11 protein-coding genes and 1 pseudogene are annotated in these 13,933 nt (G+C 63.1%); 6 read left to right on the top strand and 6 right to left on the bottom strand.

Features of this window, described 5'->3' with window-relative positions; all coding sequences use genetic code 11:
• Positions 1–74 precede the first annotated feature (74 nt).
• A complete protein-coding gene (iolE, locus tag G9X68_RS05055; RefSeq protein ID WP_129418040.1) occupies positions 75–986 on the top strand; it encodes a myo-inosose-2 dehydratase in 912 nt (303 codons plus the stop codon).
• A 67-nt stretch (positions 987–1,053) separates the two neighbouring features.
• On the top strand, positions 1,054–1,938 hold the full coding sequence (locus G9X68_RS05050) for a hypothetical protein (protein ID WP_171601514.1): 885 nt from the start codon (positions 1,054–1,056) through the stop codon (positions 1,936–1,938).
• Between the two features lie 66 nt (positions 1,939–2,004).
• Here G9X68_RS05050 and G9X68_RS05045 read toward each other — a convergent pair whose 3' ends face one another.
• The 4 genes from G9X68_RS05045 to G9X68_RS05030 all read right to left on the bottom strand — a co-directional run bounded on the left by G9X68_RS05045 (position 2,005) and on the right by G9X68_RS05030 (position 6,373).
• The gene (locus G9X68_RS05045; protein WP_171601513.1) at positions 2,005–3,378 is read right to left on the bottom strand and encodes a glutamate--cysteine ligase; all 1,374 of its coding nucleotides are present in this window, start codon (positions 3,376–3,378) and stop codon (positions 2,005–2,007) included.
• A gap of 147 nt (positions 3,379–3,525) precedes the next feature.
• Positions 3,526–4,263 (bottom strand): 16S rRNA (uracil(1498)-N(3))-methyltransferase, encoded by a 738-nt coding sequence (locus G9X68_RS05040; protein WP_171601512.1) that lies wholly within the window; start codon positions 4,261–4,263, stop codon positions 3,526–3,528.
• A gap of 20 nt (positions 4,264–4,283) precedes the next feature.
• A complete protein-coding gene (locus G9X68_RS05035) occupies positions 4,284–5,780 on the bottom strand; it encodes an inorganic phosphate transporter (RefSeq protein ID WP_171601511.1) in 1,497 nt (498 codons plus the stop codon).
• 62 nt (positions 5,781–5,842) lie between these two features.
• Entirely contained in the window at positions 5,843–6,373 is a 531-nt protein-coding gene (locus G9X68_RS05030) for an NUDIX hydrolase (protein ID WP_171601510.1), read from the bottom strand.
• A 232-nt stretch (positions 6,374–6,605) separates the two neighbouring features.
• Here G9X68_RS05030 and G9X68_RS05025 point away from each other — a divergent pair, with 232 nt between their 5' ends.
• Positions 6,606–7,517, top strand: coding sequence for a LysR substrate-binding domain-containing protein (locus G9X68_RS05025; protein WP_171601509.1), 912 nt, complete (start codon positions 6,606–6,608; stop codon positions 7,515–7,517).
• A 184-nt stretch (positions 7,518–7,701) separates the two neighbouring features.
• Here the strand turns inward: G9X68_RS05025 and G9X68_RS05020 are convergent.
• Positions 7,702–8,673: pseudogene (locus tag G9X68_RS05020) on the bottom strand (IS110 family transposase).
• A gap of 284 nt (positions 8,674–8,957) precedes the next feature.
• Between G9X68_RS05020 and G9X68_RS05015 the strand changes: the two are divergent.
• Positions 8,958–10,118, top strand: a complete 1,161-nt coding sequence (locus G9X68_RS05015; protein WP_280526504.1) for an adenosylhomocysteinase — start codon at positions 8,958–8,960, stop codon at positions 10,116–10,118.
• 18 nt (positions 10,119–10,136) lie between these two features.
• On the opposite strand, the gene G9X68_RS05010 is transcribed toward G9X68_RS05015, so the two are convergent.
• Positions 10,137–11,033 carry a LysR family transcriptional regulator gene (locus tag G9X68_RS05010; RefSeq protein WP_171601507.1) on the bottom strand — a complete coding sequence of 299 codons (897 nt, stop codon included), beginning with the start codon at positions 11,031–11,033 and terminating at the stop codon, positions 10,137–10,139.
• Positions 11,034–11,296: 263 nt separating this feature from the next.
• On the opposite strand from G9X68_RS05010, the gene G9X68_RS05005 reads away from it, so the two are divergent.
• Together G9X68_RS05005 and G9X68_RS05000 are read left to right on the top strand one after the other, a co-directional pair.
• Complete coding sequence (locus tag G9X68_RS05005; RefSeq protein ID WP_171601506.1) at positions 11,297–12,736, top strand: FAD-linked oxidase C-terminal domain-containing protein; 1,440 nt, start codon at positions 11,297–11,299, stop codon at positions 12,734–12,736.
• Positions 12,733–13,932, top strand: a complete 1,200-nt coding sequence (locus tag G9X68_RS05000) for an FAD-binding protein (protein ID WP_171601505.1) — start codon at positions 12,733–12,735, stop codon at positions 13,930–13,932. Before G9X68_RS05005 ends, G9X68_RS05000 begins: the two co-directional genes overlap by 4 nt.
• Position 13,933 lies beyond the last annotated feature (1 nt).

Raw genomic sequence — 13,933 nt, 5'->3', positions numbered from 1 at the left:
CCAATTCCACATGGGGCGCTCCTTTTCGCGGCCACCAAGCGGCACTCTCAAGACATATCTCGGAGGAAATATCGATGACTGGACATATCACTGCCTTGCCCGTTGGCGTGCGTCTGGCGGTCAGTCCACTGTCATGGGCCAACGACGTTCTGGAAGACCTCGGCGCCGACATATCGCTGGAAACCTGCCTCCGGGACGCTGCCGAGAGCGGCTATGAGGGGATCGAGCTCGGGCGGAAATTCCCGCGCGAGGCAGGAGCGCTCCGCTCGCTGCTGGACAGCCATCGGCTTGCTCTCGCATCCGGATGGCATTCCGGCGAATTGGCCGAGCGCAGTGTCGACGACGAGATGAAGGCCGTTGCCGGGCACGCCGCGCTGCTGCGAGCGATGGATTGCAAGGTGATGGTCTATGGCGAAGTCGCGATGATGACGCCTGGATCGCCGCTGGATGCACCGATGTCGCAGCGGCTACGCATGCCGGCGGCCGAAGTGGCGGGATATGCCGGGCGCCTGACCGATTTCGCCGGACGCCTGGCGGCGGAATATGGTCTGACGCTTGCCTACCACCATCACCTGATGATGGTCGCCGAAACGTTCGACGAGATATCGGCAATCTTTGACAAGACAGGCTCGGCGGCGGGACTGCTTCTCGATACCGGCCATGCCGTCGCCGGCGGCTTCGACTATGCCAGGCTGATCGATCGGTTCGGCGATCGCGTCGTGCACATTCATCTGAAAGACATTCGCGGTCCTGTTATCGACGAGGTGCGTGCGGGTGACATGAGCTTCAATGCCGGCGTGCGCCGGGGCATGTTCACCGTCCCCGGCGACGGCATCATCGATTTCAAGCCGCTTGCCCGTTTCGTCAGGGACAGCGGCTATCGCGGATGGCTGGTCGTCGAAGCCGAGCAGGACCCCGCCGTCGCTGAACCACGCCCCGCCGTCGAGCGGGCATTTAAGCATGTGCAGGCAAATTTCCGGAGCTGAGCCGACTTCTTCGGCGGCATGATATCCTCACCGGAAACCGATCCCTGCGCGCCGGCGTTCTCCTTCCATGGCCGAAACGAAATCCACCGCTGATCACGACGAGGCGCCGCCTAGCGGAGACGGTGCAAAGCCGGGCGCGGATATTTCCTTTCCCTATGACAGGATGACCGTCGAGCAATTCCGAAGACGCTTCCCCCGTGCCCGCTGGAGCGATGCCCGCAAGGCTTGGTTCGTTCCCGGCCGGACGGCGTCCCGCCGCATCGGACGATGGCTTGCCGAGATGGAGGCCGAGGCCGACGCCCATGCGGATGCGAAGGGACGCGACGCCTTCGTCTTCGATCCCATCGACAGTCCATATCTCGAACTCGGCAAGGCAGGCTTCCGAATCCGCACGCCCTATTCGAAGACCGTCGTCGACGAACTGCGCGAGGTGCCATTCTCGCGATGGGACGGCGATCTCAGGATATGGCACGTGCCCTTCCGGTCCTATGGGGAACTCCGACGCCGGTGGCCTAATATCGAGGCGGCGGCGCGCAGAAACGAGCCGGAGGAGAGACGGCGTCGAGCCGAGGAGCGGAAGGGGACCGAACAGGACAGGCGCAGCAAGCTCCGCTCTGCAGAACGAAAGCGTCATCGCTACCCGCTTCAGAGCGACGACTTGCCGCCGATAGACCGTCCTGTGGTCACCGCTTATGGAATCGTCGTCTTTACCGAAATCTCAGGTGAACTGGTCGACCCGAACGTCGTGACGGACTTCTATCCCGGCGTGACCGAGGATCACGTCTGGGGATATTGGCGGGTGCCCACATTGGAAGAACTCGTCCGCACTTGGCCTGCGAAGATGCCACCAGCTCAGGACGCCGAGTGGTGGCTGCCGACGATCGAGGAACTGAGGCCTGCCCGCCGCACGGCAAGATCGCGCGAAGCCAGGAAGCGCGCGACGGCGCCGTGACCACAGCTTGCCACTGTATATTCTTTGAATCAGTTCCGATTTAGGGAACTATCCAATGGCTCAGGTTCAGTACTGATAGTCCTCGAAGACCGGTTCCACGGAGCCCTGCCAGCGGCCGTGATAGAGCGACAGCAGATCCTCGGCGAGCGCCGCCTTCTTGGCGAGCACTTCTTCGAGCGGCGCCAGGAAGATGCTCTCGTCCTGGCCTTCCCGGTTGAGCTTGCCGCGCGCCTTGAGGCCGGCTCTTGATATGCCGATCACCTCGCGCGCCATGTCGAAGAGCGTATGCCCACGGAATTGCGCCCTCAGCCCTTCGGCGGGAACGGCATTGCGCAGCGCACCGATCTCGGCAAAGCTCCAATCCTTGGTCAGTTCGTCGGCGGCTTCGAGGGCCGCATCGTCGTAGAGCAGGCCGACCCAGAAGGCCGGCAGCGCACAGATGCGCCGCCACGGGCCGCCGTCGGCGCCGCGCATTTCGAGGAAACGTTTCAGCCGCACGTCGGGGAAAAGTGTCGAAAGATGGTTCGTCCAGTCCCCCATCGTCGGCGCCGGATCGGCGACCTCGCCCTTCAATGCGCCGTTCATGAACTGGCGGAAGGTGACATGGGTGCAGTCGTGGTAGCGGCCGTCGCGGACGATGAAATACATCGGCGCGTCGAGCGCCCATTCGGCATAGTCGCGGAAGCCGAAATCGTCGCGGAAGGTGAAATCGAGCAGACCGGCGCGCCGATTGTCGACATCGCGCCAGATATCGCCACGCCAGGAGAGCAGCCCGTTCGGCTTGCCCTCGGTGAAGGGCGAGGATGCGAAAAGCGCGGTCGCCAGCGATTGCAGCTTCATCGAGACGCGCATCTTCTTGCGCATGTCGGCTTCCGAGGAGAAGTCGAGATTCACCTGGATCGTGCAGGTGCGGTACATCATGTCGAGACCCTGGGTGCCGACCTTCGGCATATAGCGGGTCATGATCTCGTAGCGTGATTTCGGCATCTGCGGGGTTTCCGCATAGGTCCATTTCGGACTGCCGCCGATGCCGAGGAAGCGGATGCCCATCGGTTCGGCAATTTCGCGCAGCGTCGCCAGATGCTGGTTCGATTCCTTGCAGGTCTCGTGGATCGTCTCCAGCGGCGCGCCGGAGAGTTCGAATTGGCCGCCGGGCTCGATCGAAATCGCGCCCATGCCGTGCCGCTCGGCAAGACCGATGATGTTGCCGCCGTCGGTGATCGGCTCCCAGCCGCTTTTTTTCTGCAGGCCGGTCAAGAGGGCCGAAATACTGGCATTGCCGAAATAGGGAACCGGGCTGTTGTCGGCGCGGAAGAAGGCGAATTTCTCGTGTTCGGTGCCGATCCGGAAGCGCTCCCGCGGCTTGTTGCCCGCGGCGATATAATCGGTCAGATCCTGGACCGAAGAGAGCGGTGTCTGGTCGGTGGTGTCGCGGGCCATGCGGGATACCTGTATTCGAAAAGGCGCCCAGGGGGCCGGGCAATTGGAAGGGTGATTTGGACCCAAGCCACCCATGTTGCAAGTGAAATTGTTTCAACGACGCATCAAAAAAATAGCAGCGATTTCCATGTCAACCCGTTTCTGTGGTCAGTTCCAGTCGCCGATCGCCGCCTGCACCACCGCCAGGGCCGCGACAGCTGCCGTATCGGCCCTCAGGATGCGCGGTCCGAGCGGAATGGCGGTGACGAAATCAAGGCTTCGAAGCCGCGCGCGTTCCTCTTCCGAAAAGCCGCCTTCCGGCCCGACGAGCAGAGCGAGATGTCTTTCCCTGATCGCCGACAGCACCGGCAGCGGGTTCTGCCCGGCATCGCCCTCGTCGCAATAGATGATGCGGCGCTCTTTCGGCCAGCGGTCGAGCAGGTCGAGAAGCTTCACCGGCTCGGCCACATCGGGGATGCCGAGGATGCCGCATTGCTCCGCCGCCTCGACGACATTGGCGCGCAGCTTGTCGAGATTGGTGATCTTGCCCTGGACGTGCTGGGTCATGACCGGCTGCAGCAGGCCGGCTCCCATTTCGACCGCCTTCTGCACAAGGTAGTCCATGCGGCCGACCTTGAGCGGCGCAAAGAGATAGTGCAGGTCGCAAGGCAGCGGCTGCGGCCGCGTCTCTTCGGTTGCCGTCAAAAGGATGCGTTTGCGCGTGGGGAAGGTAAGGGTCGCTTTCCACTCGCCGTCGCGGCCGTTGAAGAGCAGGATCTCCGCACCTTCCTCCATCCTCAGCACATTGCCGAGATAGTTGAACTGATCGGCATTCGCCTCGATGACGGCGCCGCGGGAAAGCGGCGCGTCGACGAAAAGCCGTTGCATACGGAAATTGGCGCGCATTCGAAAAAAAACTCGGGGTTTCAGATGAAGAGCGCGAACATAACCCAATAAATCATAGCCGCAAGCACTCCCGAAACCGGCACGGTGACGATCCAGGCGGCGACGATCGTCATGAAATGCGAACGGCGCACGAGATAGCGCCGCCGGGTCTCGTGGATATTCGGCTCTTCCGGCTCGTCGATGTCGAAGCTTTCGGCCTTGCGCCGGATATAGGCGATGCGGGCCTTCGAATGGCGCGTGTACCATTCGCGGAAGAAGCCGACGCCGAACACGGAGCCCACGGCGATATGCGTGGTGCTGACCGGCAGGCCGAGCCAAGAGGCGACGATGACGGTGAAGGCGGTCGACAACGCGACGCAATAGGCCCGCATCGGATTGAGCTTGGTGATCTCCTCGCCGACGAGGCGGATGAGGCGCGGCCCGAAGAGCAACAGGCCGACGGAGATGCCGAAGGCGCCGATCAGCATCACCCAGAGCGGCGGGTGCCCGATGGCGTCACCGCCGATGCCGACCGAATGGACGATCGCCGAAAGCGGCCCGACCGCGTTCGAAACATCGTTGGCGCCATGCGCGAAGGATAGCAGTGCTGCGGAGCCGATCAATGGCAGCTTAAACAGCACACGCAGCGAGCTGTTGCGGTTTTCGAGATCCCGCGCTTGGGCGAGAACGAGCGGCCGGACGGCAAGCCAGCTCACCAGCCCGATGCCGATCCCGATAAGGATGATGGTGAAAGACTGATATTTCCCCGTGGGCGACAGCTGCAGCACCATATAGGCCATGAAGCCGCCGGCCATCACTGCGACCAGCACCGGCACCCAGTGCCGCGCGGCCGCGACCTTGTCGTCGCGATAGACGATCAGGGTCTTCACAAGATAAAGCAGCCCGGCGGCAATCAGCCCGCCGATCAGCGGCGAGGTGATCCAGCTCGCGGTGATCTCCAGCATCACCCGCCAGTTCACCGGCTCCGGCCCGACGGCTGAGATGCCGGCGCCGATCACCGCTCCGACGATCGCATGGGTGGTGGAAACCGGCGCGTTCATCCAGGTTGCGAGGTTGATCCAGAGGGCGGCGGCCGTCAGCGCCGCCATCATGATCCAGCCGAGTATGGCTGGCGGCACCTGGACGGCATCGACGATGTTTGCGGAAATTGTCTTGACGACCTCGCCGCCGGCGATCGTGGCGCCAAGGATTTCGAAAATCGCAGCGATGATGAGTGCCTGGCCCATCGTCATGGCGCGCGCGCCGACGGCGGCGCCGACATTGTTGGTCACGTCATTGGCGCCGATGTTCATCGCCATGTAGCCGGCAAGGGCTGCCGCCGCCACGACGAGCACTGCCCCCGGCTGGTCGAACACATAAACACCGGCAAAGAGCATGGCCAGACCGACAAAGATCAACCCGAGACCAGGTGTCACCAGCCGCCGCAAAACATGCTTCGCCGCGTCCTCGGCATGGGTGATCTTGTCGAGGTCCTTGTCGAGCGTGCGTTTCGTGAGGACTGCGGGACGTGGCGGCATTCTTTTTCCTGAGGATGAATCTGCTTCTACGCTGCTTTCCTAGCAGCGCAAGATGGCAGGATTCATTCTGCCGGAATTTGTTTCATTGCCGGACTTTGCTTTGCCGCCTTAGCCGAAAGCCTGTCGGCCATCCTTTGTTTGAAGGCGAGGAAAAGGTGGCGGAGCTCCGGTTCGCGCACGCGCCCGGCCGCCTCGTCGAACGAGACCCATTCGATGCGGCGCTCGCCCTTTTCCTTGAAGTTCTTCGCCATGTCGGTGACTTCAAGTGCATAGACCTGCACCTTGCAGATCACCTGCACCCCGTCACGCAGCACCTTCGAATAGGTGTAGGCGCCAAGCGTCTCCGTTTCGACCATGCCGCGTACGCCGGCTTCCTCGAAGGCTTCCTGCATCGCGACCTCATGGGCGCATTTGCGCGTCATCGGCCAGCCCTTGGGAATGACCCAGCGGCCGGTGTCGCGGCTGGTCATCAACAGTACCTCGACCTCGCCGCTCTTCTTCTTTACCCGATAGCAGAGCGCACCATATTGCTGTCGCGGCGGACGCCGGAACATCAGTTGCACATCGGAAGCCAGTCGGGCGAAAAGAGTCAATGGTCGGGTCACCTTCGCAGTCGTCGTTAGGAATCACTCATATACGTATATCACGGAAAGCTTACTCAATCCAAAATAGGCATGACGATTCGAAGCGCGATTTGATCGCCGTTCATAGGGGAAATCGAGGTGGAACAGGTCGGAAAATCCGTCACACCCTGTCTCGAATCCGTCACTTTGCACAGCTGTACAATATGGCGTGATCTTGCCTTTCGTTCAATGGCGAGATCTAGTGATCCACTATGATTTTGTGAATGTCGTCCTCATGCGTCTTCCACCGCTCAATGCCATCCGCGCCTTCGAGGCCGTCTGCCGTCACGGCAGTATTCTGAAGGCTGCCGAAGAGCTGAACGTGGTGCGGGGCGCTGTACGCCAGCAGATCGACACGCTGGAGAATCACTTCGGCCGCAAGCTCTTCACGCGTGACGGCCGCAGGCTGGTCCCGACCCCGCAGGCCAGCGCTTTCGCCGAGGCTTCGAGTGCGGCTCTCGACATTCTGCAGCGCGCCGCTTCGGAACTCGAAGGCGCCGCGCCGGCCCGCATCCGCCTTGGCGTGCCCTCCGCCTTCGCGGTCTGGTGGCTGATGCCGCGCGTGGCAGGCATGCAGGCAAGCCTCGGCGATATCGCGGTCGATATCGTGCCGATGGCGGTGGTCGAGCCGCTGCAGATGCACCCGGAATTGGACGCTGTGATCATGGGCGGAGAATACCGTCCAGCCACGGGCATCACCGCCCTGCGGTTCATGGAGGACGAGTTCGGCCCGGTCGCCACGCCGGCGCTTGCCGCGACACTATCGAGCGACCCTGCATCGATGGCCACGCTGACGATGCTTATCAGCCGCAGCGTTCCGAAGCTCTGGGACGAATGGTTTGCCGAAAGCGGCACGGCGCCGGTCGTCTTTCCCCGCGCCCAAGAATTCGAGGATCTGCTCCTGGCGCTGGCTGCTGCCCGTTCCGGGCTGGGCGTCGCGCTTGCGCCACGCGCTTCGATCGAGGACGATCTTCAGCGCGGGCATCTGGTCGCGCCCTACGGTTTCATCTCCCGGCCATCGGGCTATAGCCTCTGCTGCCGAACGCCGGATGCGAAACGGCCGGCCTTTGCAAGTTTATCCGCCTGGCTGCTTCGCTGCGGGACGTCGGCTTGAAGGGGCGTGGCTGTGAGGTTCGCGCTAAATGGCTGCCCCTCACCCTAACCCTCTCCCCGTAAAAACGGGGCGAGGGGACGTGCCCTGCGAGAGGCTGCGAGGGACGGAGAGGTTGCGGCATATCCCCTTCGCCCCGTTTACGGGGAGAAGGTGGCGGCAGCCGGATGAGAATCTGTGTTGGTTGTCAAGGCGGATTTGGTGTCCAGAGGCGATCGTTAGCTAGGAGGCAGTTTGCCAAGACGAGCAGCTTGCGCATGATGGCGACAAGGATGACCTTGGCTGGTTTTCCTGCGGCTTTGAGCGTGTCTGCGAAACGAGCAAGGGCGGGATTGTATCGTCAGGCCGATAATGCGGCCATGTAGAGCGCGCGCCGGGGTGCGGGCCTGCCGGCGCGGATGGAACGACGTCCGGTTCGGGCACCGCTGTCGTTAGCGATTGGGGCAAGCCCTGCCAGCATGGCGGCCTGCTTGCCCGAACAACTGCCCAACTCGTCCATGCCGGCCATCAATGCCAGGGCCGTGACGCGGCCGATGCCGGGAATGGAGGTGAGGATCTCGGCCTTGCGGCAGAGCTGCGGATCCTCGCCGACACATCGTTCGATCTCTTTGTCGAGACGTTCGACATGCTGTTCCAGCCGACGCACGAGGCGGTTGAGTTCGCCGCGCAGAAGGGCGGTGGTGGCAGTCTTGCTGCGGTTCTGCAGGGCGGTGATGTCGCATTTGGCTGCCGATCGTGCATTGACCAGCTCCTGCAAGGCCTCGATGTGAGGACTTGGCGGCGTGTCGGCCGGCGGGCGCAGGCTCTCGGCCAGGAGCGCCAGGAAACGGGCATCGAGACGGTCGGTCTTGGCGAGATAGCCGCAGGCGCGGGCAAACATGCGCGCGCGCAGCGGATCGACCACGGCGACGCCAAAGCCATCGAGCCAAAGCGAGCGATGGGCGGGGCGATGGAACTTGCCGGTTGCCTCCATCACGATGCTCTTGGGCCGATGCCTGGCCAGCAGCCGTTTCAGCTGGCGGATGCCGGTCTTGTCATTGCTAAACCGCCGGCTTTCACCCAGCGGATGCAGATGAACATCAAGCCACTCTTTACTCACGTCCACACCGGCATAAACTACCGGCATCGCGTCTTCTTGGAACGAAACCTTGCCTTGCATGCGGGACTTGCTCCCCATCATCTGTTCAGGACAAACGCGAGGACGGCCGGACCAATCTCATCCCCGGTTCAAGCCAAGGGGCCTGCGGTCCCGGCCGTCCGCACTCCGGCGGATGGCCATCCGCCGGAGTGCGCACCGATCATCCAACAATCAGCGCTAATTGAACATGCAAGGGGCTGCTTCCAACCCGAAAGGGCAGATTTTCTGCCCCTTGGCCAGAATTACTTCCATATTCGCAGCCCTGTTGCTCCGCTAAACAGCACCAACACGCAAATAGGAAAGAGATGATGGAAAAGAGCGCAACCCGCATCGACTGGATCGGCAACAGCTGCCGGCTGCTCAAGGCGTCGGCCGCCGAATTCGAGCGGACGCGTCCTTTCGAGGGCCTGTCGATCGGCACCGGCATTCATCTGGAGCCGAAGACGGTGGCGCTGCTGATGACGCTTCGTGCCGGCGGCGCGCGTCTCGTCTGCACCGGCAATCTCAACAGCACCCAGCCTTCGACGGTCGCGTTCCTGCGTTCCCAAGGCATCACGGTTTTTGCCACGCAGACGACCGATCCCGTCGCTCATCATCAGAGCCTCGAAGCAGTGATCGCGGAAAAGCCGGACCTACTGCTCGACAATGGCGGCGATCTCTTCGCCATCGCGGCGGAAAAACCCTACGCCAATCTCCGCGGCGGCACCGAGGAGACCACCTCGGGCCGCACCCGTCTGCTGCCGTTGCGCGAGCGGCTGAAGATGCCGATCCTCGTCATCAACGACAGCCCGATCAAGCAGTTCGCCGAAAACAGGCATGCCGTCGGCCAGAGCCTGTTCGAAAGCTACCTACGCTTCACCAACCGCTCCACCAACGGCAAACGCGTGACGGTCTTTGGCTACGGCGCCTGCGGCAAGGGCACGGCTGCCTGTTTCCGCAATGCTTTTTCCACGGTCAGCGTCGTCGATATCGATCCGGTGACGACGCTCGAAGCCCATCTCGATGGTTTCACCACACCGCTGCGCGACCAGGCGATCCGCTCGGCCGATATCATCGTCACCGTCACCGGTTTTGCCGGCATCGTGACGGCAGCCGACCTGCCGCTCGTCAAGGACGGCGCGATCCTGATGAATGGCGGCCATTTCCCGCATGAGATCGATGTCGAAGCCTTCCGCCGCCATCCCGATGTCATCGGCATCGACCGCTATGAGGCCGATCACATCGAGACCTTCCATCTCGGCGACGGCCGCTCCTTCCACGTGCTCGGCGACGGCCACATGGCCAATCTCGCCGGCCCGCGGCCGCTCGGCAATACCGTCGAATCGATGGATCTCGGCTTCACCCTTCAGGCCCGCTGCCTGGAACGCATTGCCAGGGGCGAAGCCGGTCCCCAATCCTGCCTCGTGCCGGTGCCCCGCGATATCGATGCGATGGTGGCGAGCGCCTACCTCGATCTGGCGCGCTGAATCGGCGTCGAAGCGGCCTCAACGCTCCCAATAGGGGACAGGCCCATAAAGCTCTGCCAGATAGTCGATGAACAGCCGCACCTTGGCCGGCAGGAACTGCCGGCTGGGATAGACGGCCGACAGCGCGACATTGTGCGAGCTTTCATAGGCCGGCAGCACCTGCACCAGGCGGCCGGCTTTGAGCTCTTCGCCGATATCCCAGGTGGAGCGGAGCGCGATCCCGAGGCCGGCGATCACCGCCTCGCGGATCACCTCGCTGGAATTGGTGATGAGCAAGCCTTCCGGCCTGATGCTGAGCGCCCCGTCCGGCCCCTTCAGCCGCCAGGTGTCGTTATTGTGCGCCGGCAGGCAGCGGTGGTGTTTCAACTCGTCGATGTGCTTCGGCTCGCCATGCGTTGCAAGATAGTCCGGCGAGGCGCAGAGCAGCCGGCGCACCGGCGCCAGCCTTCGGGCCACGAGGCTCGAATCGGTGAGTTCGGCGATGCGGATCGCCAGATCGAAACCGCCGCCGACGATGTCGCTGAATTCGTCGGTCAGCACCAGGTTGATCGCAAGCTCCGGATGCGCCTCCATGAAATCCTTCAGATGCGGTGCTATATGCATGCGCCCGAAGGAGGTCGGCGCTGAAATCTTCAGCGTGCCGTGCATCTGCGCCGAGCGGCCGGAAATATAGAATTCCGCCTCTTCGAGCCCGGCGAGAATGCCGAGGACGCGGTCGTAGAAGCCCTGTCCGGCCTCCGTCAGCGAGATCTGCCGCGTCGTGCGCTGCAGAAGCCGGGTGCCGAGCCGGTCCTCCAGCCGCTTGATCCGTTTGGAGACGACGGCCGGCGAAAAGCCCAGCGCCCGCCCGGCGAGCGACATGCTTCCGGTCGAAACGACCTTGGCAAAGATTTCGAGATCACCCAGATTGGTCATAAGGTTTTGCGACTTTTTCCCCTTTTGGCATAAGTGCTTAGCATTTGCGCCACTTTCGGGAAAGTGCTAGAGCAATTCCAGGAAAAGTGCGGAGCGGTTTTCCGTCCGGAATTGCGTAAAAACAAAAAATTAGAACGGTTCTGCGCTTCCATGAAAAGCTGAACCGCTCTAAGCCGGTTTAGCGGCGGCAGGGAGGTTCGCGGCCGGTTTCCTCTACCATCTTCCCGCTGTCATTCCCCGTCGTCAGGGCCAGGGAGAACGCTATGTCCGACGCCATTTCGTTTCTCGAGCCGCGCGCTGACGTGCTGGCGCGCCGCGCCCAGATCGTCGCCGATCTGACCGATCTTCTGCCGCCGGAATGCCTGGTGCATGAGGCGCGCGAGCTGGTGCCGTTCGAAACCGACGCCTTCGTGTCCTACCGCCGCCTGCCGCTCGCCGTCGCCCTGCCGCGCACCACGGCCGAGGTTTCGGCCATCATGCGTTATTGCAACCGCTACGGCATTCCCGTCGTGCCGCGCGGCGCCGGCACCTCGCTCTCCGGCGGCGCCATTCCCCAGGAAGATGCCGTCGTGCTCGGCCTGTCGAAGATGAACAGCATCCTCGAAATCGATCTGCCGAACCGCGTCGCCGTGGTCCAGGCCGGCGTCACCAATCTCAACATTTCCGAATCCGTCTCCGCGGACGGCTTTTTCTATGCGCCTGACCCGAGCTCGCAGCTTGCCTGCACCATTGGCGGCAATATCGGCATGAATTCCGGCGGCGCCCACTGCCTGAAATACGGCGTCACCACCAACAATCTGCTCGGCGTCAGGATGGTGCTGGTCGACGGCACGGTGATCGAGCTTGGCGGCAAGGCGCTGGATGCGGCAGGCTATGACCTGGTCGGCCTCGTCTGCGGCCATGAAGGTCAGCTCGGCATCGTTACCGAGGCGACGGTGCGGTTGATCGCCAAGCCGGAAGGCGCGCGCCCCGTGCTCTTCGGCTTCGAAAGCTCGGAGGAGGCCGGCGCCTGCGTTGCCGATGTCATTGCCGCAGGCATCATCCCGGTTGCGATCGAATTCATGGACAAGCCGGCGATCGAGATCTGCGAGGCCTTCGCCCATGCCGGTTACCCGCTCGATGTCGGCGCGTTGCTGATCGTCGAGGTCGAGGGGTCGGAAGCGGAAATGGACGCCGCGCTGAAGGACATCGTCGAGATCGCCCGCCGGCACGCTGTGAAAACCGTGCGCGAATGCCAGTCGGCGACCGAGGCGGCGCTGATCTGGAAGGGCCGTAAATCCGCCTTCGGCGCTACCGGCCGCATCGCCGACTATATCTGCATGGATGGCACCGTGCCACTCAGCCAGCTCTCCCATGTGCTGAAGAGGACTGCCGAGATCGTCGATCATTACGGCCTGCGCGTCGCCAACGTCTTCCATGCCGGCGATGGCAATATGCACCCGCTGATCCTCTTCAATGCCAACGATCCCGAGGATGCCGCCCGTGCCGAGGCAGCCGGCAACGATATCCTGAGGCTCTGCGTCGATGCCGGCGGCTGCCTCACCGGCGAACATGGCGTCGGCATCGAGAAGCGCGATCTGATGCGGCACCAATATTCCGAGGCCGATCTCGCCCAGCAGATGGCGGTGCGCGCCGCCTTCGATCCCGGCTGGCTGCTCAACCCGTCGAAGGTCTTCCCGCTGGAAGGACGCCCCGCCGCATGATCGATTTGATGCCGACGAGCGAGGACGAGGCGGCCGCGATCGTTCGCGCCCATGCGGAAAGCGGCCGGCCGCTCGCAATCTGCGGCGGCGATAGCCGCTCGGGCTTTGGTAATACGGTTGCCGCCGAAGACCGGCTGCGCTCGACCGAAATCTCCGGCATCTTCGCCTATAATCCGGGTGAGATGGTCATGACCGTCCGATCCGGCACGCCATTTGCCGAGGTCGAAGCGGCTCTTTCGCAGAGCGGCCAGATGCTCGCCTTCGAGCCGATGGATCATCGCCCTGTGATGGGCACATCGGGCGAGCCGACCATCGGCGGCGTCTTTGCCGCCAATGTCTCCGGTCCACGCCGGCTGATCGCGGGTGCCGCCCGCGACAGCCTGCTCGGCGTGCGCTTCGTCAACGGCAGGGGCGAGATCATCAAGGCCGGAGGCCGGGTGATGAAGAATGTCACCGGCCTCGACCTCGCCAAGCTGATTGCCGGCTCGCATGGCACGCTGGGTTTCCTCACCGAAGTCACCTTCCGTGTGCCGCCGCGCCCGAAGACGGAGCGGACGGTGGTGCTGTCGGGTCTCAACGACGCCGAGGCGGCAAACGCCATGGCGGCGGCGATGGCGCTGCCGGTCGAAGTCTCGGGCGCCGCCCACCTGCCCTTGACGGTGACGTGGAAATTCCTCGCCGGCAAATTGCCCGAAGGCGAGGCGACCGTTCTGCGCATCGAAGGCCTGCCGGGCTCGGTCAACGTGCGCATCGAAAAGCTTGCCGCGGTAATGTCGAGCTTCGCTACGGTCACGCAGCTGGAACAGCCGGACAGCTCCAGGCTCTGGCAGGAAATCCGTGACGTGCTGCCCTATGCCGACGGCACCGCGCGGCCGGTCTGGCGAGTCTCGGTCGCCCCCGGCACCGGCCATCAACTGGTCGCAGCACTCCGCCTGGAAGCAGGCGTCGACGCCTTCTACGACTGGCAGGGTGGCCTCGTCTGGATGCGCATGGAAGCAGGTCCCGAAGCCGAGCTGGTCCGTCGCTACATCAAAGCGCTCGGCGGCGGCCATGCGACGCTGATCCGTGCATCGGCTGAGGCGAGGGCGGGTACATCAGCCTTTCATCCCGAGCCCGAGGCAGTGGCGATGCTGTCGCGGCGGGTGAAGGAGAAATTCGATCCGGCCGGCATATTCAATCCGGGGAAGATGGGATGAG

It is taken from the genome of Rhizobium changzhiense, assembly GCF_013087625.1.
Classification (GTDB): Bacteria; Pseudomonadota; Alphaproteobacteria; order Rhizobiales; family Rhizobiaceae; genus Rhizobium; species Rhizobium sophorae.
This window is presented reverse-complemented; position numbering and strand designations above follow the sequence as displayed.